Origin of the sequence: Protofrankia sp. Cas4 (assembly GCF_963555915.1) — a bacterium.
GTDB lineage: Bacteria > Actinomycetota > Actinomycetes > Frankiales > Frankiaceae > Protofrankia.
Map to the genome: position 1 here is coordinate 1 of NZ_CAUVXL010000255.1, position 17,805 is coordinate 17,805.

Below are 17,805 nucleotides of genomic sequence, written 5' to 3' on the forward strand. Positions count from 1 at the left end.
CAGGTCAAGCAGGTTAAAAATCAAGCTTAGAGCAACCGACGACAGGGGCCTGACGCACAAAAAGACTAAATCGAAAATACCGACAGATAAGGGAAATATAGTCCAAAATAAACTGAGAGCACGATAATCCGGCAAAAGCGATGGGCTCCCGCGAAGTTCTTCGCGGGAGCCCATCGGGCCATACAGCGCCGAGTCAGGTACAGCAGCCACCGCCGCAGCAGGCGCCACCCGACGGGGCAGGCAGCAGCGAAGCCGACCCGGAAGCCGGCGACGAACCCGCGCGGGTCACCGCGACCGCGGTGAACACCCGGCTGGTATCGGCGTGACCAGTCGGACACGGCGTGCTAACAGCGGCTGTTTCGGTGATACCACGTCGCACCTCGAAGCTGGTGTCGCAGGTACGACAACGGTATTCATAGGCAGGCACGCTCTCAGCCTACGTCGAGTGGCCCACGTAGACCGGCCCACGTAGACCGGCCTACGTCGAACGGCCCACGTAGACCGGCCCGCATCGAACACGCGATCCGGTGGTCAGCCGAAGCGAACCGGCTGGCCGGTAGCCTCCAGGACCGACAGCCAGAGGTCGCCGGCGGGATCAACCTGACTGCGGTGACTGATAGCCAGCGGAATCGGGACGTGCACGAACCTGCGACGCCACCGGCCGACCACCATCTCGGTACGGCCGGACATCGCCGCGTGGACCGCGGCGTGCGCCAGCCGGATGCAGTACACGCTGTCGTAGGGATTGGCCGGTACGCTGCGGATCACATAACTCGGATCGATGTATTTCAGATTCAGCTCGATGTCCACCGCGCCGAAATGTTCCGTGACCCGCCTGGTCAGGAGCTGGCCGACGTCCCGGAGCTTGATGTTGCCCGAGGCGTCGCTGCCCTGCGGCGCCCGGCCCTGCTCCTCCTGCGCGAGAAGTTCCTGGCCGGCGCCTTCCGCGACGACGACGACGGCGTGGCCCCGCTCCTCGACCCGCCTGTGCAGGAAGTTCAGGAGCCCACCGTCACCGTCAAAAGCGAAGGGCACTTCAGGGATGAGCACCACGTCCGCGTCGCTGTTCGCCAGCGACGCGTAACAGGCCAGAAATCCCGAATGCCGGCCCATGAGCTTCACCACGCCGACGCCGTTGGGCGAGGACGTCGCCTCGACGTGCGCAGCCCGTATCGACTCGGCCGCCTTCCCGAACGCCGTCTGAAAACCAAAGCTCTGGTCGATGTAGGGAATGTCGTTGTCGATCGTCTTCGGGACGCCGACAATAGCGATCTTGTCACCTCGTTCGCGCGCGATCCGGGCAAGCTCAAGCGCGCCGCGCAGCGAGCCGTCACCGCCGACGACGAACAGAATGGTGATGCTCATCCGTTCCAGGCAGTCAACGATCTCCTCCGGGTCCTGTTGCCCGCGTGAGGTTCCGAGGATTGTTCCACCGTTCTCGTTGATGGTGCCGACGAGCTCGGGGGTCAGGTCCAGGACGCTGTGGCCGTACTGGGCGATGAACCCCTGGTATCCGTTGCGGAAACCGAAGATTCTGGTGACGCCGTAGTGCGAGGTCAATTCGAACACCAGGCCACGGATGACGTCGTTCAGACCGGGACACAACCCCCCACAGGTGACAATTCCGACCCGGGTCTTGGACGGATCAAAGAAAATCTTTCGCCGGGGCCCGGCCGGCTCGAATCCGGGGAGAGCGTCGACGGGCATATCACGTTGTGCAACCATGGACAACGTGTCGTCGAGAAGAACACGGTCATCCTCGTCCACATAATGCTGGGTCGTTCGCTTGTCACCGATCAACGGCGCCAGCGGCGACGTGATCCGACAGGGCCCCAGCGTCCTTACGGAAAGATCTGGACCATCAGCCATCAGTAACGCATCCCTGGGACCGCCGCCGACGCAAGCGGGAGGGAGCCGGGAGCTCTCGACTCCGCCCGGTGACCGCGCCGTTCCCGGCCAGCCGGCGGACCAGCCCGGTTACCGACGTGAAACAGAGATTTCCGGGTGGGACACACCACGATTGTCAAATCTCCTTTCTCGCCCACTCGTGTCAAACAGTACCGGCCAGGTCGCCAACCCCGATGACTTGGATCGTGAACCCGCCCGAATGGTGCGCCAACCGAAACCCGTACTTTACCGGCCGGACATGCCACGAACCCGGGTCAGCCCGACCGGCACCGCCGGTCGGCGTCGGCTCAGCGACCAGCCGCAGGTCGTCGTCGGTGTTCATGCCGCCGCCGGACGCGACCGCCCCGGTCAGCCCGGCGTGGCGACGTGCCCCAAACCCGCAAAGAGTGAGATCGATTACTGAACGTTCGCTGTACGATGCCGACCGGACGCCGCCCGCGGGTACCGACACGTCATCCGGTCATCCTTCGGTGAGGGAATCGGGGCGGGAAACGGAGAACGCTGATCCGGTCGCGGTCACCGGCGTCCCACCGACTGCCGCGGTCGCGCGGTCGGGTGCGGGCAACCGTTCGGCGATGAGCAGGGCGAGGTCGTCGTGCAGCTTCCCGCCGACATGACGGTGCAGATGAGCAACCAGCGCGTCCAGCGCCGTGTCAAGAGTGACCGCTGTCAGCTCCGCAAGGTGGTCATTGAGGCTGAAGAACGCCCGCCTGCTGTCACGTGCCTCGATCAGGCCGTCGGTGAACAGCAGCAACCGGTCACCCGGAGCCCAGCTGCTGATGGTCGCCGTGAAGTCCTCGGCAATACCCAGCGGGGGGCTGGGATCGATGATCGCCAGCGGGTACGCCGACTCTCCGGACAACAGGATCGGCGGTGGATGCCCAGCAGAGATCAACCGCAACGTCCCGTCCGAATGGATGTCGACGAGCAGGGCCGTGACAAAGTCCTCGGCGCCCGCTTCTCGCGAAACCGCCCGGGCGCAGGCCCCGGCAATCCCCTCGAGCTCCGGGTGGTTGGCGGCTCCCTCACGGAACGCACCCAGGACGACCGTGGTCAGCCGGACCGCGGGTAGGCCTTTGCCCTTCACATCCCCGATGATCATTCGGGTGCCGCCCGATGCGGTCACGACCTCGTAGAGGTCCCCACCGACAAGGGTCTCGGCCGCGGCGGACAGGTATCGAGCGGCGAACGCGACCCCGTTGACGGTGGCGGGTACCACCGGTAGCAGCGCGCGTTGGGCCACCTCGGCCACGACGCGGACGCGTCCCAGCTCCCGTTCCCTGTGCTGCCTTGTCACCGCAACGTAGACCGCAACCGCGGCCTGGACGGTGACCAGCACGCACGCGGCGACATGCTGCCCGGTACCGAACCGATGGTCCCACGTGCCCGATGCCACGGCAGCGGCAACCGCCGCGAGCCCGACGGCAACGGTGACCACCGTTGAGCCGGTAGCGGAGGCGATCAAGGGCACCAGCCCGTAGAAGCCAGTCAGGTTGATCCCGGGGATGACGACATCGGCGACCACGAGCAGGCCCAGCAGGCCGGGCAGACCTCCGTCAGCCGCCACGACCGCGCTTCCACGTGTCCGCATTGTCCTCATCATGCCCACAACCAACGAACGAGGAAGCGCCGTTGACCACAATACGACCACCAGTGGAACGCTACTTGTGCCGCGGCTCCCACCAAAACCGCGAGGGCGTCCCGGACCGCCATCCACCGGTGGGAGGGGAGGATCCGCGGGTGGGAGAGGAGGATCCGCGGGTGGGAGAGGATCGGCCCGTGCAGGGGACAGAACGGCCACGGCAAGGCGTGGATGACCGGGACAGCCAGGTCGCTCACGAACAGTGGCGGACCGTCCGACGGTTCCTCAACAGCCACCGCCACCGGCTGACCCGGCTCGCCGGTGAGCTGTACCCGCCGTCGGCACGGGTGGCTGGTACACCCCTGCTCGCGCCGCCGGGGTGGATCCCGGACCGGGCCGTCCCCCTGGCAGAGGTCGAGGTGGGGTGGACAACCGACGTGGCGCCGGGCGAGGTCAACGGAACCGAACCCGAGACCGCGGCCCTGCGAGCGAGCCCGCCACCAACGGGAGAACCAGAACAACAGGGACAATCATTCGCCACCTACGCCCACGCGCTGACTGCGCTCGACCCACCTCGGTTGCTGGAGAACCGCACGACCTACCGGCTCGTCGGCCTCGAACCGCCCGCCGGCGGGAGCCCGTGGCGCCTGATGTTCGCCCCGGGTTCCTACTTCGACGTCATCAACATCTGCGAAGCCGCAGCGCACGAACTTGCCGGGGCCGTCCTGGCCAGGGTCACCGACGTGGGATCGGCACCGCCGCCCGGCGAGATGTCCGGTGAGATGTCCGGTGAGATGTCCGGTGAGATGTCCGGTGAGATGTCCGGCGGGTCACGACCGGTCCTTCCGCCTGTCAGCTGGCCGGAACTGCCGTGGCGCCAGCTCATCGGCGACCCGTTCGACGGCGGGCGGCGCCCGCTGCTCCCAGCGATCAGTACCCTGGTACTGCGCCGTGACCCCACATCAGGACAGGCGAGCTTCCCGCTGCACTGGCGGGACCCGGCCAAGGTCGCCAGCGGGGGCGGGCTCTACCAGGTGATGCCCGTCGGCATGTTCCAGCCGTCCGCGGACGCGGCCTGGAACGAGGCCAACGACCTTGACCTGTGGCGGGCAACCGTCCGGGAGCTGTCCGAGGAACTGCTCGGCACGGACGAGTCCTACGGTACCGACACGGCACCGCTCGACTACGACAGTTGGCCCCTGTACCGCGCCCTGGCGCAGGCTCGAACCGCCGGCCAGCTGCGGGTGTTCTGGCTCGGGACCGGCGTCGACCCCCTCACGCTCGTCGTGGACATGCTCCAAGCCGCGGTCTTCGATGCGGACGTCTTCGACACGCTGTTCGCGAACCTCGTCACGACCAACACCGAAGGTCATGTGATCGGCACCCGGTCCGACGGCAGCGGTGCGGTCACGGGCATCCCGTTCACAGCCGAGACCGTCGAGCGCTACGCCGGCACCGAGACCGGCACCGAGACCGAGACCGGCACCGAACCCATGCAGCCGGCCGGTGCGGCTCTGCTCCGCCTGGCTTGGCGCCACCGCGACGTCCTGCTCAACCCGGTGGCCGGGTTCAAGAGATAAGAGCGCCCGGCGACCCGGCACGCCCGGCGATCTCCCCGCCGCCGGCGCAGACTCGTAGTCGCACGGGCCAGCCTCCGGAGAAGGGGAACCAGAACATGCCGATCAGCGCAGACCTTGACACGCAGCTGGACAAGAACTGGGAGAACAAGAGCCTCAGCGAGGTGCTCCGCGCGCCGGTGAGCGCGCTCGCCGGAGTGACCGATGATGACGGAAAACTGCTCAATCAGGCACTGAACGTCAAAACCATCTCGGACCTGGGCACGAACAAGTACTTCCGGGCGGCCTACGCGCTGACCCTGCTGTCCGACACCGGCGGGAAGTAGCCGCAAGCAGCGGCTGTGCAGGCTCACCCAACCTGGTGAGCCTGCACAGCCATGGTCATCTCGACGCTCCCCGTCCGCACGATCCCCTCGGTACAGCAAAAACCAACAGCAAGACATGCAAAACACAACAACAACTGGTGCTAGTAGACATGAACACATCAACTGTGCACCATCGGGGTCAATGCAGACAACGGAGACCCCAACGGCGATGCCCAGAAGGCGCCTCGCCGCGTTGTCGTCGTCACCGATAGAACACCGCTATCGGCTCCTCCTCCGCCTTGCGGGCCTCCTTCTGGATCATCGCCCGCATCGACCAATATCCATCAGACAGGCCCTGGGGCAGCAGTGGCGGAAGCTTCAGCTGCGGGTGAAGGCCCTGGCGTCTGAGCGGAAGCGGTCAAGCTCGTCGGCGCTGATGGTCGGCCGCGACGAACGCGCCGCCGCCAGGAGGTCTTCGGTGGTCACCGGCAGGCGCTCACCCTTGTCGACCGCGCGGTGGAATGCCGCCGCCACCGCGCGTTGCACGGCAGAAGCAAGATCGGCCGGGGTGAACAGCTCGGTGGCCGCGACAACCGGTTCGATGTCGACCTGCTTGTTGTCGATCCGCTCGAGGAACCTGTCGAGCAGCAGGCGGCGGCCGGGCGCGTCCGGCGGCCCGACCGGAAGAACAAGGTCGAAGCGGCCAGGTCGGATGAACGCCGGGTCCAGCGCCGCGATCGAGTTCGTCGCACAGATCAACAGACGCCCCGGGGCGCCGCGGAACTGCGGGATGGCCTTCAGCAGCTCGTTCACCACGGACTGGCTCTCCGGCCCGACCGCGTCCCGGGACTGCGCGATCTCGTCCACCTCGTCGATGAAGACCACGACCCGTTCGACCTGCATGAGCTCGGTGATGGCCGTGCGCAGCTCGCCGGCCAGGTTGCCGCCGCCGGTCGCGACCAGCCGGGATGGCAGAAGTTCCACGAACGGCCATTCCAGGCGCGCCGCCACGGCCCGCGCGAACGACGTCTTCCCGGTGCCCGGCGGCCCGAACAGAAGCATGGTCGTCGGTGTGACCACCCCGTACGTCTCGGCCAGCTCGTTTTCCTTGATGGGAAGGAGCAGGCGCTGTTCCACCAGTTTCTTGCCCTCGGCCATCCCGGCCAGACTGTGCCATTCCGCCGCGGTGAGCAGGGTACCGCCCCAGCGCTCCACGGTCGTGACGTCAACCGGCCGCAGCGGCTCGTACTTCTCATAGAGCGTGAGCCCGGTCTTGGCGAATCCCCTGTTCCGGAAGGCTAGTTCCCCGAACTGGCCCGGCCCGAGCAGCGTGGTGATGCGGCGGTGACCGGCGTGAATGAGCTGATTCTCCAGCGCCTGCAGGAGCGCGGACCCGATGCCCCGGTATCGCCATGCGGGCGAGATTGCCAGCGCAAGGACCCGAGCGTGTCCTCGTTCATATTTCCCGACCGCAACGCCGACGCACTGGTCGGGTGTGACGGCGACGACAGCGGGAGTGTCCTCGCGCAACGCGAGAACCGTGTCCGTCAGATCAAACGACGGCCCTTCCGCGTCAGATCTGACCTCCTCAAGCAGTTGAACCGTGGCGGTGTGATCGGTGGTGTCGTAGGACCGTACATGCCAGTTGGTCATGGCCGACTCCTTTCACTCGTGTCACTCGTGCGCAAGTACGGGTCAGTTACCTGTCGCGTCGTTTCCACTCGTGTTACCACTCGGGCAGCGGCAAGGAGCCCGCAGCGCAGGCTCGAAAGGAGCTAACCAGCCGGCGCGGGCCATTGCGCCGCGGAGGGGAGCGGTAAATGGCCCGCGCCGGGGTCTCACCCGGGGGTCGCGACTGTTGTCAGCCACCGCGCCGGGGAGCTTTTCCGACCACGCGGACCTCAGCTGCAGACCGAGGAAGGCGTGATCATGACTCTTTTCGCGCCTCCGGAGGCCGTGCCCTGCCCGGCGGAGACCCACGCGATGTTATGTTCCGACGATTTTCGATCGGGTTCTCGGTAGCCTCGGGGATGCGGCCGAGGTAACACCGGCGCAGCGCCGACCAGTTCGTTGCAGAAACAGTTGTCGGGCGTCGGGTACGCCGGTCGACCGCGTTGCGACACCACCGCGTCAATGCGGCGAAACCTCGACGGAACATTCCTCGGGGTGCGCTGCCCCGCACTCGCGGACGACCGACAGCCGTTGTCGCCGTCCCACGGAGTCCAATCATCAGGCAGCGCCCTCGCGCGGCCGGGGGATCGCGTGCTTGCGCGCGAGAGGAGCGGCCGACAGCAGGTCGCGGCCCGCACGAGCGAGTTCGTCCGGCAGCCCGGTCAGTCCCAGCCTGCACCCGGCCTCTGCGCGAATAGCCATCAGATGGGCCAGCAGTGCCCGCGCTTGGTGAATCTCTCCTTCCGGCGCACCGTCCGCGATCAGCCGTGCAAGGGATGTCATGACATCGCTCTCCGAGGTCACAGCCTCGGCATATTCGCGTGCGGCGATCCACAGGCGAGCCGCGGCATGCTGCCAATCCGCCATCGCGCAGGCCAGCAACACCGGCGAGACGGCCCTCGGCAACGTCTTCGTGATCACTGTGGCACCCGGGGAGCGGGAGCGCTCACGAGCTGACGGCGCAGGATTCGACGCTCATCCTCGTCCAAACCGCCCCAAACCCCGGCATCCTGGCCGGTGTCGAGCGCCCAGTTCAGGCATTCGCGGATCACCAGACAGCGCCGGCAGACGGCCTTGGCCTCCTCCAGCTGGCGCCGTGCCGGCCCGGTGGTACCCACCGGGAAGAACAACTCCGGGTCCTCATCCCGGCAGGCGCTGCGCTGCCGCCAAACTTCCAAATCCTCTGGGGACTGCGGCTCCTGTGCCCGAACATGACGCCACATATATGCGGTGTTCATGTCCTCGAACTGGCCGCGCAGCTCGCCAGCCGCGTCCAATACAAGAACTCTTCTGCTCATCCGACACCGTCCCGTGGTCGCGTCGACATGAAGACTAAATCGAACAGAAGCGTACGACCGGCCCCAGTGAGTGTCTACTCGCAATGTTTCAGAACCAGTGAACGGGGAATATGACCTGGGCCGACGCCAGGGACTCATGAATAAAGGCTGAGGTACAACGTCCCGTCGCCGCCATTCGTTCGAAGTGCTGGGAATCAGGGTTTCCAGTGACATCGGGGCGGCAGTTCGCAGATCCGCACGATCACCGTCCGGATACTCCGCGTACACCTGAGTCGCGAGGACCCGGCACCCGGCGGAGGTCGCATACGGTGCCGGCGAATACCGGCCGGGACGTAATCCGGCGAGAATCAAGGTGCCCCGCCGCGGACCGACCAGGAAGAACGACTCACCACAGGTGACCTCGGGTCCTTAGACTCCGGAGGGGGGGTTGGCTACGTTCCGAGTACATGCCTTGACATGACGGCCAAATGGGAGAAGGTCAGATGCCTCCTCGAAGGGTTACCATCGGTCCGTTGCAGCATGCACGCCAGATCCGCGGCCTGTCTCTGGCGCGGGCAGCGGACGAGATCCGGAGTCTCGCCGAGGACATCGGTAGACCATGGGATGCGTTGACCGCGCAGCGCCTCTCAGAGTACGAGGGCGGCAAACGCCCGAGCTGGGAACACTGTGATCTACTATCCCGCTATTACTGCACCAATGTCGTCGCCCTCGGTTGGGCGTGCGACTACACCGGGCCCGAAACCGGGGCTCTGGCACTCATGTCGAATTCAGTTGACGATGGGGAGGCTCGATGGGCAGACGCCGATCTCGACCTTCTATGGAGACCTGACGGGTTGGCCGTCGGGTTCGAGGAGGTGACCGCCAACATGGAACGGCGGAAATTTCTCAGCGTGTCCGGCGTGGCGCTGACCTCGGTCGCACATCACTGGCTCATGACCGATTCAGCCGGGCTTGCCGCGGCGCTCGAAGGAAAGCGCGTGAACGACTCGCTCGTCGCGGGTTTCGAGCGGCGGGTCGACACGCTTCGCAAGATGGATGACGTTCTAGGAGGAGATGACATATACGAGCTTTCCATGGCGGAGCTGCGGGTCGCCGTACGCGTCCTGCGGACCGCCCTGTACGGCCACGCCCACGAGGCACGGCTGTACGCCGTCGCGGCTGAGCTGGCCCGCCTGGCCGGGTGGGCAGCGTTCGACAGCGGCTACCACGGCGGCGCCCAGCGCCTGTGGATGGTCGCGCTACGGGCCGCCGGCGAGGCCGGCCAACCCGCGCTCGGTGCCAACATCCTGCGTTGCATGGCTGAGCAGGCGGCATGGTATGGCGACCCGAATGACGCCGTCACCATGCTCCGGTCGGCTCAGGCCGGGGCCCGGGCGGCGATGACGGCCACCGAGAAGGCGGCAATCTCCGGCGCGCTGGCTCTCGCGTACGGCCGTGCCGGCGAAAGTACCACCGCAGCCAGGACGGCCGAGGACGCGGTTCATCTCATCAGCCAGTCGCAGCCGGCGGAGGATCCTCCGCACATCTATTGGTGCGTCCCGTCCTGCATTTCACTTTTCGCTGGTGAAGCGCTACTGGCCAGCGGTGACGGAGCCGCGGCGATTCCGTACCTGGACAATGCCGCGGACGGGCTGGCCGGTGATTTCCCACGCGCCCGGGTGGAAGCCATGACCAGACTCGGTGTGGCGCACGTCCAGGCCGGCGATGCCGACGCCGCTATTCAGCTCGGGCATCAGGCCGTGGAGCAGGCTGCTCTTCTCGACTCCGGAATGGCCGGCCGGGACGTCGCGACGCTCTGCCGTGAGATCGAACGGACCGGGTGCGCAGGGGCCGCCGATCTCACCGATCACGCCCGGGTCGCCCTGACCGCCGTCGGCGCAGCCTGACGCCAACGCTCCACCCGGTCACCGCAACGCGGGACCGGCTCCGCGGTTCCAGCACGGGACACCGCACACAAGAGGCAGCCGAGGCAGCCGGGACGGGATCACCGCCTCGGCTGCCTCTTGTCTTTTTGCGGCTAATGTCCGATTAGGACACATTTAAACGATCTTTGCAATGCCGGGCATGCGTATGACTCTCGCCACATTTTCACATCAATCCGAGTCCGACTGGAAGCAAATGCCCGCGATGCTCTGGCCGTCGATTCCAGCAGCAGCCGAAAAAGGATCTTTCAGGCTGCTTCCACAGGGCATCCACTCAATCTCGGATCGTAACCATCATTACCTAGCGTTAAATACCCCCGGAACGCCGGACCAATGGCGACCTCTCGCCCGCATCTCGCCCGCATGGCGATCGCACCCGGCGACAGGCGACCGACAGAGTCGCGATCGGGGCCGCGCCGCTCACCACACATGATTTCCCGACCAAGCTGTCGCGAAACTGATAGCTAGGTCACGTCCACCGGAACGCACTGCGCAATGCCCGCAGCGTCGACCGACGGGTGTCGACCGGGTATCCGGTGCTAACGAGGTATTCAGCCGCTGCCGGGATCCGCGAGTCGGCACTCAGAGCGCGTTTTGGATCTTCTGTCCGACTCGCAGCCATCCGATCCAGACCAGCCGGAGGTTCCCGGTCAGAGCAGGACGGTTATCGCCTCGGGCCAGGAGGTCGGCCGGGTGAACCCCACCGGCAGGACCGTCGCGGCATCCCCGTGGGCAGCCTCAAGTTGTTCCTGTGTCAGCGGCACCGCGCCGGTGAGATCCACGCCGTCCAGCCATGCGCCGGTGAGGTCGGCCCCTTCCAACCGGGCATCGGTGAGGTTGGCCCTGTCCAGCAGAGCTCCGGTCAGATCCGCCCCGTCGAGACGGGCGGTGCGCAGGTTCACCCCGACCAGCCCGGCCCGCGTGAGGTTCGCCTCAACCAGCCGGGCGCCGGCGAGGTTCACGCCGTCAAGTCGCGCACGGGTGAAATTCGCACGGTCCAACCGGGCACCGGCCAGGTCCGCGCCGGTCAGATCGGCACGCAGGACCCCGTCCCGCGCCGGGAGCCGACCCAGTACGTTGATCGCAGCCTGGATGTCGGTCTCCGGTCCGTCGGCCGCGCTCTTGCACCGCCGGTTGCCGGGCCGACCGAGGCGCGTGTGCTCGCGGACGAACGCCGACAGCATCTCGACCACGGCGGGTTGCTCCTCGGGAAAACCCCCCGCGAGCCGCTCGAGAGCATAGATCCCGCCGAGACGCACGTCCGCCGTGTCCGAGCCCAGCTGGTTGACCGCTCGGGTGTAACGCTCGATCAATTGTCCGGCCAGCTGCCGCTCAGCCACCTGTCGATCTCTCTCGGTCGCCCGGGTGGCGGCCCGGCGGATCTCGGCAAGGCTCATCATCAGACCAGCAAATATGATCAATGCGGCACCCGCGATGACGATCCCGGTACGAGTGGTCGCGATCGCCGGTGCCCGACCGTCGGCCGGCGGCGGGTAGAAGATCGGCGCCTGCACCCACAACACCGCCAAGCCGATCAGCACAACCAACCCCACCACCGCCGGCCCCAGCCGCCACCATCGGTCACCGCGCCCATGCATAACTGATGTTCTACGCGACGACGGAGGCAGCCGTCCCCGTCGTGACCACGGGACGACACCTCGGCTCGGGGCCGGCTGCCGTGCCGCCGACTCCCCCGGACCCGACCGTCGCACACGTGGAAATCCCGGATCCAAAAATCAGGATAAAAAGGTCTTTAACCTACCAAAAATTCCGGTTTTTTGACCGCGTAATGTCCGGTGGATGACGATGGGCTCGGTAGTCCACTGACGACAGAGGTCGGCGAGCGGTTCGTTGTGACCACGCCCGGCGACTTCCTTGATTGTTCAGGGCCTCCTGCCGCGCGAGCAGGATCGGGATCGCGCAGCCGCTGGCCGACCAGAGCCCGCCCGGAGGGAAATTCATGAACAACGCTGTCATCGTTGATGTCGTTCGGACCGCGTCCGGACGAGGCAAGCCGGGCGGCGCCCTGTCCGGGGTACACCCGGTTGCGTTGCTCGCGACCGTGCTTCGGTCGTTGATCGAACGCAATGGCCTCGACCCGGCACGAGTCGAGGATGTCATCGGCGGATGTGTCCAGCAGGTGGGTGAGCAGTCCTCGAACATCACCCGGAACGCCGTGCTCTCCGCGGGATTTCCGGAGACCGTGCCGGCGACAACAGTCGATCGCCAGTGCGGCTCCAGTCAGCAGGCCGCGCACTTCGGTGCGCAGGGTGTGATCGCCGGTGCCTACGACATCGTGATCGCGTGTGGCGTCGAGTCGATGAGCCGCATTCCGATGGGCACGCCGACCATCGGCCAGGACCCGCAGGACGCGGGACTCCACGCCCGCTACCCTCAGGGCCTGGTCAACCAGGGCGTCGCAGCCGAGCTGATTGCCAAGAAGTGGAAGCTCGACCGCGAGGCTCTCGACGCCTACTCGGCGGCCTCTCACCAGCGCGCCGCCGACGCCGCGGCTGCGGGCGCGTTCGACAACGAGGTCGTGGCGGTGACGGCACCCGCGCCGGATGGCACAACCGGCACGCATCTGGTCGACCAGACCGTGCGGGCGGGCACGAGCGCCGAGGGGCTCGCAGCCCTCAAGCCCTCCTTCGCCACCGCGGACATGAGGGCACGGTTCCCCGACATCGACTGGAAGATCACCCCTGGGAACTCCTCCCCGCTCACGGACGCGGCGTCCGCTGCGCTGATCATGAGCGAGCAGACCGCCAATGAGCTCGGCCTGCGCCCACGCGCCCGCTTCCACGCGTTCTCGGTGGTTGGTGACGACCCGATGCTGATGCTCACCGGCCCCATCCCGGCAACCCAGAAGGTCCTCGCGCGAGCCGGTCTGACCATCGACGACATCGACGCCTATGAGGTCAACGAGGCGTTCGCACCCGTACCGCTGGCCTGGGCACACGATCTCGCCGCCGATCCGGCGAAACTCAACCCTCGTGGCGGCGCGATCGCCCTCGGGCACGCGCTCGGCGCATCCGGTACCCGCCTGTTGGGGACGCTGGTCAACTATCTGGAAGCAACGGGCGGCAGGTACGGCCTGCAGACGATGTGCGAGGGCGGCGGTATGGCCAACGCGACCATCATCGAGCGGCTGTAAGAGCGCCCGGCAGCGGCAGTCGCAGCGGCAATAGGAACGGCAATAGGAACGGCAATAGGAACGGCAACGGCACGAACGAAACAGGAGAGGACTCGGACAGATGGATATCGCCGGCGGCATCGCTGTGATCACAGGGGGAGCGTCCGGGCTCGGGTTCGCGACAGCCCGTCGTCTCGTGAGCGCGGGCGCGAGCGTCGTGCTGCTGGACCTGCCCACATCAGGTGGTGAGCAGGCCGCCGCCGATCTCGGCAAGGCCACCTTCGCGCCCGCGGACGTCACCGACTCCGAGCAGGTCTCCGCCGCGCTCGATGTCGCCGACAGCCTGGGCGACCTGCGCGTCGTGGTGAACTGCGCCGGGATCGGACCGCCGGCCCGGATCCTCAGCAAGACCGGCGTGATGCCGCTGGAGACGTTCACCCGCACGGTCACGATCAATCTGATCGGCACGTTCAACGTGATCAGACTTGCCGTCGAGCGGATGGCTCGCAACGAGCCCATCACGGGTGAGCGTGGCGTGGTCGTGTGTACCGCGTCGGTCGCCGCGTTCGAGGGCCAGATCGGACAGGCCGCCTACTCCGCCTCCAAGGGGGGTGTCGTCGGCATGACCCTGCCGCTCGCCCGCGACCTCGCGGACAAGCAGATCAGAGTAGTGACCATCGCCCCGGGTCTGTTCGCCACACCGATGCTCGCGAGCCTTCCGGCGCAGGCGCAGGCCTCGCTCGGCCGCCAGGTGCCCCACCCCAACCGCCTCGGCGACCCCGACGAGTACGGCGCGCTGGTCGAGCACATCATCGCCAACCCGATGCTCAACGGTGAGGTCATCCGTCTTGACGGCGCCATCCGGATGGCCCCTCGCTGACCAGCCGATCACCGGCTGTCCCGGGGTGAGACAGGCGGCGGTGTCCGCGAACACCGTCGCCCACCCATCCCGGGCCCCCGGGGCCGCGAGGCGAAAACCTGGGTGAACCGCACCCGCAACGCCCACAGCTGGTCACAAACCGAGATCCCGACCGATGATCTCCTTCATGATCTCATTGGTCCCACCGTAGATCGTCTGAACCCGGGAATCGACGAAGGCCCTGCCAACCGGATACTCACGCATATAGCCGTACCCTCCGTGCAACTGCAGGCAACGGTCGGAAACCCGACACTGAAGGTCGGTGACCCAGTACTTCGCCTTGGCCGCACGCGCGGCACTGAGTTCGCCACGCAGATGCTCCACCAGACAGTCGAGGATGAACGTACGGGCGATGTCGACCTCGGTCGCCAGCTCCGCCAGGACGAACCTGCTGTGTTGGAAGGACCCGATCGGCTGGCCGAAGGCGGTGCGCTCCTTCACATAGACCAGGGTTTGGGCGAGCACGCCCTCCGCCACGCCCAGCCCGGTGACCGCTATGGACAGCCGCTCCTGCGGCAGGTTGCCGACCAGGGCATAAAACCCGCGGTTCTCCTCCCCGAGAAGGTTGGCGACCGGCACCCGGACGTCGATGAAGGACAGCTCGCTGGTGTCCTGCGCATGCAGACCGATCTTCTCCAGGTTACGGCCCCGTTCGAAACCCGCCATCCCGCGCTCGATGACGAGCAGCGACAGCCCACGGTGCGGATCGTCGGCAGTACGTACGGCGGTTACCACGAGGTCAGCATGCTGACCGGAGGAGATGAAGGTTTTTGCTCCGTTGACCACGTAGACGTCACCATCGCGGACCGCGCGAGTCCGGATACCCGCAAGGTCGCTGCCGGTACCCGGTTCGGTCATGGCCACCGCGAGGACAGTGTCACCCGAAACCGTACCGGCAAGCCAGCGCGCCTTCTGTTCGTCCGTGGCGAGGCCGAGCAGATAGGGCAGGACGATGTCATTCTGCAAGGTCAGACCGAGGCCCGCTGAAGAGACCAGCGCACGGCCGAATTCCTGCCCCACGATCGCGTTGAACCGGAAATCCTCGATACCGGGACCCCCGTACTTCTCATCGACACCGAATCCGAGCAGGCCCTGCGCACCGGCGTCGGAGAACATCGCCCGATCGACGATACCGGCCCGCTCCCACGCATCGATGTTCGGAAGCACGCGCTGTGCGATGAAAGCCCGTACCACGTCACGGAAAAGCTCATGATCACTGTCATATACGCACGCCGACAACGACGACGGCAGCTGGTCCGAGACCACCCTGCACCACCTCTCCCACTTGGTTCGGGGACGCGGGGCCGGGGTTCGCGATCGCGCGAGACACGGCCACGGCCACGGCCACGACGCCGTCCACCCGCCAGGCTGATTCAGGATAGCGGACATATCCTAAGAGCGCCCGGCGGCCGGTGACGCGGACTCCGGAACTATCCGACCTTCCAGAGCTGTCTGAAGGCATCGACGTAACCTGGGAAACCCACGTAGTACCCGGTCGAGTCCAGCGCAGCCGCGTCCACGGTGTCCCTGGTGATGAGCTGGGTGGGCAGCAACGTCCGGTTCGCCCGGTCGAGGTCGTCGCCGTTGAAATAGCGGGCGAGCAGGTCGGCGTCGCGCCAGCCGAGGATCGTCGCGGCGAAACCCGTCCAGACCTCCTCCGTCCCGGCCCGCAATGCCTCAATGTTGGCCGTGGTCGGGGTCTCGCCGCCAATCTTGACCTTGCCCTGCAGCCCGGCCGCCCGCAACGCGTCCGGCACGCCGATCGTCAGATCACCGATCGAGAAGATCGCCCAGTCAATGTCCGGATCACGCTTGATTGTTTCCACGACACTCTGTGGGGTCCTGGTCCCGAGATCTCTGACCTGCTGGTTGACAACTACGATCTTGCAGGCTGGACACGCTGAGACGAGTGCCTGCTTGAAGCTGTTGGCGAAGACGGTGAGAACCGGAAAGGCGCTGATCGTGAAGAGGGCGACGTGCGCCTTGCCCCGGCTCGTGGCCGCAACGTAGGTACCGGCAAGCCGGCCGTACTCTGCCACCTGGGGCGCGCCGTCCAGGGACGTCGAGATGAGCCCGGGCTGGATCGGGTCGGTGATGCTGTCCGCCAGGACGGGGATGTTCAGCGCCTTGGCCCTGGCAAGCTGCTTGCTCAGCAGCGCCACCGGGGTACCGGCGAAGACGACGGCATCAGGGTGCATGTCCAGCCCCTTGTCAAAGGCGGCCGCCGCGTCCTCGGCGCCCGTGCCCACGGGGATCACTTCGGCCTGCCACCCGAGCGCCCGCGCGCCATCGACAATGCCCTGGTTCTTCACGTGGCCCGTGCCGGTCGGGGAATCCACTACGGCGATCATCTTGCCTGTGGGCGGCGTCCTTGACAGCGGTGCGTCGAGCAGGATGCCGCTGGGGTTGCGCAGCACCTTCGACACCTCGACCTGGGCGGCCTGGGCCGCGATCAGCGCGTCACCGGACGTCCCGGTCTGGCCACCACTCTCCCCGTCAGACGCCCCTCCGCTGCATGCGGTCACAAGAAAGGCCGCCGTCGCGGCGCCCGCGACCAACCGTAACCCGCTGTGCCTCCGGGTCCGGCCTAACCGTGACCTGGTAAAAATTCGCGCAAGGTCCGCGAGCCCGCCACGATTATTGTTCAAGTAGAGAGAATTTCGTGTCTTCACGTTGTCCTTCAAGTGAACTGAATTGGGTATTCGGTGTCTTGTCATACTCGGGTGCGCCGCGACAGGGGCGTGGCACGGCCATTGCCGTACCACGGAACCGCCTGCCTTGTCCCGCCGCGCCGGCAGCGTTCAACGGTGTTTCTTGAGATTGGCAGCGAAGAGGGCCACAGTAGCCACTCACCAGAAAAATCGGAAGAGCAGAGCAGCACTCGATGACAACCCAGCCAGACGCCGAACCACGGCGACCACGGGCAGCGGCCGGGCCGGTCGGACATCCCGGGAGGACCGGTGACCGGCCGACAACAAAGCGTGCCAGCCCGCCTGGACGGGAAGACCATAAGATCATCTCAATAGGCCTACCAGGATAGAAGGAGAGGTACACCGATGCCACGTTCTATGTTCCGTGGCCGTCGCGGAATCGCGCTGGCCGGAGTCGCCGCGTTAGGTTTACTGGTCGGTTGCGGAGGATCAAGCAAGAACTCGGCTGCGGATGCCGCGAAACTGTGTGCCGACCCGGGCGTGAGTGCTGACACGCTCAAGTTCGGACTTGTCTACCCGGACACCGGGACAACGAACGCAACGCTGCTGCCGTTTCGTGCCGGCGTGGACGCCCGTATCGGGACGGAGAACGCACGCGGCGGGGTGAACGGCCGCCACCTAACATACGCCTGGGCCGACGACCAGAACCGGCCGGAGCAGAACCTTGTCGTGGTCCGCAACCTGGTGAACGAGGAACAGGATTTCGGGATTGTTCAGCTCGCCGCCAGTGACGACACCAGCAGCTGGCTGCAGAATCAGGGGATCCCGGCGGTTGCGGC

The 17,805-nt window shown here is 66.3% G+C and carries 16 protein-coding genes; 6 read left to right on the forward strand and 10 right to left on the reverse strand.

What is annotated here, in order from left to right; all coding sequences use genetic code 11:
* Window positions 1–193 precede the first annotated feature (193 nt).
* From U9979_RS22945 to U9979_RS22960, 4 genes are all read right to left on the reverse strand, one after another.
* Window positions 194–427, reverse strand: coding sequence for a zinc ribbon domain-containing protein (locus tag U9979_RS22945; RefSeq protein ID WP_322752390.1), 234 nt, complete (start codon window positions 425–427; stop codon window positions 194–196).
* A gap of 104 nt (window positions 428–531) precedes the next feature.
* The gene (locus U9979_RS22950) at window positions 532–1,869 is read right to left on the reverse strand and encodes an ATP-dependent 6-phosphofructokinase (RefSeq protein WP_322750033.1); all 1,338 of its coding nucleotides are present in this window, start codon (window positions 1,867–1,869) and stop codon (window positions 532–534) included.
* Window positions 1,870–2,050: 181 nt separating this feature from the next.
* Entirely contained in the window at window positions 2,051–2,359 is a 309-nt protein-coding gene (locus tag U9979_RS22955; protein ID WP_322780919.1) for a hypothetical protein, read from the reverse strand.
* A 9-nt stretch (window positions 2,360–2,368) separates the two neighbouring features.
* Entirely contained in the window at window positions 2,369–3,499 is a 1,131-nt protein-coding gene (locus U9979_RS22960) for a PP2C family protein-serine/threonine phosphatase (RefSeq protein ID WP_322750035.1), read from the reverse strand.
* A gap of 188 nt (window positions 3,500–3,687) precedes the next feature.
* Between U9979_RS22960 and U9979_RS22965 the strand changes: the two genes are divergently transcribed.
* On the forward strand, window positions 3,688–5,070 hold the full coding sequence (locus tag U9979_RS22965) for a transcriptional regulator (protein WP_322780920.1): 1,383 nt from the start codon (window positions 3,688–3,690) through the stop codon (window positions 5,068–5,070).
* Between the two features lie 95 nt (window positions 5,071–5,165).
* Window positions 5,166–5,393 carry a hypothetical protein gene (locus U9979_RS22970; RefSeq protein WP_322750037.1) on the forward strand — a complete coding sequence of 76 codons (228 nt, stop codon included), beginning with the start codon at window positions 5,166–5,168 and terminating at the stop codon, window positions 5,391–5,393.
* Between the two features lie 357 nt (window positions 5,394–5,750).
* Here U9979_RS22970 and U9979_RS22975 read toward each other — a convergent pair whose 3' ends face one another.
* The 3 genes from U9979_RS22975 to U9979_RS22985 form a co-directional block, all read right to left on the reverse strand.
* Window positions 5,751–7,025, reverse strand: a complete 1,275-nt coding sequence (locus U9979_RS22975) for a bifunctional GNAT family N-acetyltransferase/ATP-binding protein (RefSeq protein ID WP_322750038.1) — start codon at window positions 7,023–7,025, stop codon at window positions 5,751–5,753.
* A gap of 576 nt (window positions 7,026–7,601) precedes the next feature.
* Window positions 7,602–7,964 (reverse strand): hypothetical protein, encoded by a 363-nt coding sequence (locus U9979_RS22980; protein WP_322750039.1) that lies wholly within the window; start codon window positions 7,962–7,964, stop codon window positions 7,602–7,604.
* A complete protein-coding gene (locus tag U9979_RS22985; RefSeq protein ID WP_322750043.1) occupies window positions 7,961–8,266 on the reverse strand; it encodes a WhiB family transcriptional regulator in 306 nt (101 codons plus the stop codon). The genes U9979_RS22980 and U9979_RS22985 overlap by 4 nt, the downstream gene beginning before the upstream one ends.
* 557 nt (window positions 8,267–8,823) lie before the next feature.
* Between U9979_RS22985 and U9979_RS22990 the strand changes: the two genes are divergently transcribed.
* Window positions 8,824–10,227, forward strand: coding sequence for an XRE family transcriptional regulator (locus U9979_RS22990; protein WP_322752395.1), 1,404 nt, complete (start codon window positions 8,824–8,826; stop codon window positions 10,225–10,227).
* Window positions 10,228–10,913: 686 nt separating this feature from the next.
* Here the strand turns inward: U9979_RS22990 and U9979_RS22995 are convergent.
* The gene (locus U9979_RS22995; protein WP_322780921.1) at window positions 10,914–11,819 is read right to left on the reverse strand and encodes a pentapeptide repeat-containing protein; all 906 of its coding nucleotides are present in this window, start codon (window positions 11,817–11,819) and stop codon (window positions 10,914–10,916) included.
* Between the two features lie 404 nt (window positions 11,820–12,223).
* Between U9979_RS22995 and U9979_RS23000 the strand changes: the two genes are divergently transcribed.
* Both U9979_RS23000 and U9979_RS23005 read left to right on the forward strand, forming a co-directional pair.
* Window positions 12,224–13,417 carry an acetyl-CoA C-acyltransferase gene (locus tag U9979_RS23000; protein WP_322751557.1) on the forward strand — a complete coding sequence of 398 codons (1,194 nt, stop codon included), beginning with the start codon at window positions 12,224–12,226 and terminating at the stop codon, window positions 13,415–13,417.
* Between the two features lie 100 nt (window positions 13,418–13,517).
* The gene (locus U9979_RS23005; protein ID WP_322780922.1) at window positions 13,518–14,276 is read left to right on the forward strand and encodes a 3-hydroxyacyl-CoA dehydrogenase; all 759 of its coding nucleotides are present in this window, start codon (window positions 13,518–13,520) and stop codon (window positions 14,274–14,276) included.
* 132 nt (window positions 14,277–14,408) lie between these two features.
* On the opposite strand, the gene U9979_RS23010 is transcribed toward U9979_RS23005, so the two are convergent.
* On the reverse strand, window positions 14,409–15,554 hold the full coding sequence (locus U9979_RS23010; protein ID WP_322780938.1) for an acyl-CoA dehydrogenase family protein: 1,146 nt from the start codon (window positions 15,552–15,554) through the stop codon (window positions 14,409–14,411).
* Between the two features lie 191 nt (window positions 15,555–15,745).
* On the reverse strand, window positions 15,746–16,987 hold the full coding sequence (locus U9979_RS23015; protein ID WP_322780923.1) for a sugar ABC transporter substrate-binding protein: 1,242 nt from the start codon (window positions 16,985–16,987) through the stop codon (window positions 15,746–15,748).
* A gap of 384 nt (window positions 16,988–17,371) precedes the next feature.
* On the opposite strand from U9979_RS23015, the gene U9979_RS23020 reads away from it, so the two are divergent.
* On the forward strand, window positions 17,372–17,805 hold a 434-nt coding region (locus U9979_RS23020), incomplete at its 3' end, for an ABC transporter substrate-binding protein (RefSeq protein ID WP_322780924.1).

Coding starts and splice junctions, on each gene's coding strand:
- U9979_RS22950 (WP_322750033.1), bottom strand. CDS start 1,869: ATGGCTGATGGTCCAGATCTTTCCGTAAGGACGCTGGGGCCCTGTCGG.
- U9979_RS22960 (WP_322750035.1), bottom strand. CDS start 3,499: ATGCGGACACGTGGAAGCGCGGTCGTGGCGGCTGACGGAGGTCTGCCC.
- U9979_RS22970 (WP_322750037.1), top strand. CDS start 5,166: ATGCCGATCAGCGCAGACCTTGACACGCAGCTGGACAAGAACTGGGAG.
- U9979_RS22975 (WP_322750038.1), bottom strand. CDS start 7,025: ATGACCAACTGGCATGTACGGTCCTACGACACCACCGATCACACCGCC.
- U9979_RS22985 (WP_322750043.1), bottom strand. CDS start 8,266: ATGTGGCGTCATGTTCGGGCACAGGAGCCGCAGTCCCCAGAGGATTTG.
- U9979_RS22990 (WP_322752395.1), top strand. CDS start 8,824: ATGCCTCCTCGAAGGGTTACCATCGGTCCGTTGCAGCATGCACGCCAG.
- U9979_RS23000 (WP_322751557.1), top strand. CDS start 12,224: ATGAACAACGCTGTCATCGTTGATGTCGTTCGGACCGCGTCCGGACGA.
- U9979_RS23005 (WP_322780922.1), top strand. CDS start 13,518: ATGGATATCGCCGGCGGCATCGCTGTGATCACAGGGGGAGCGTCCGGG.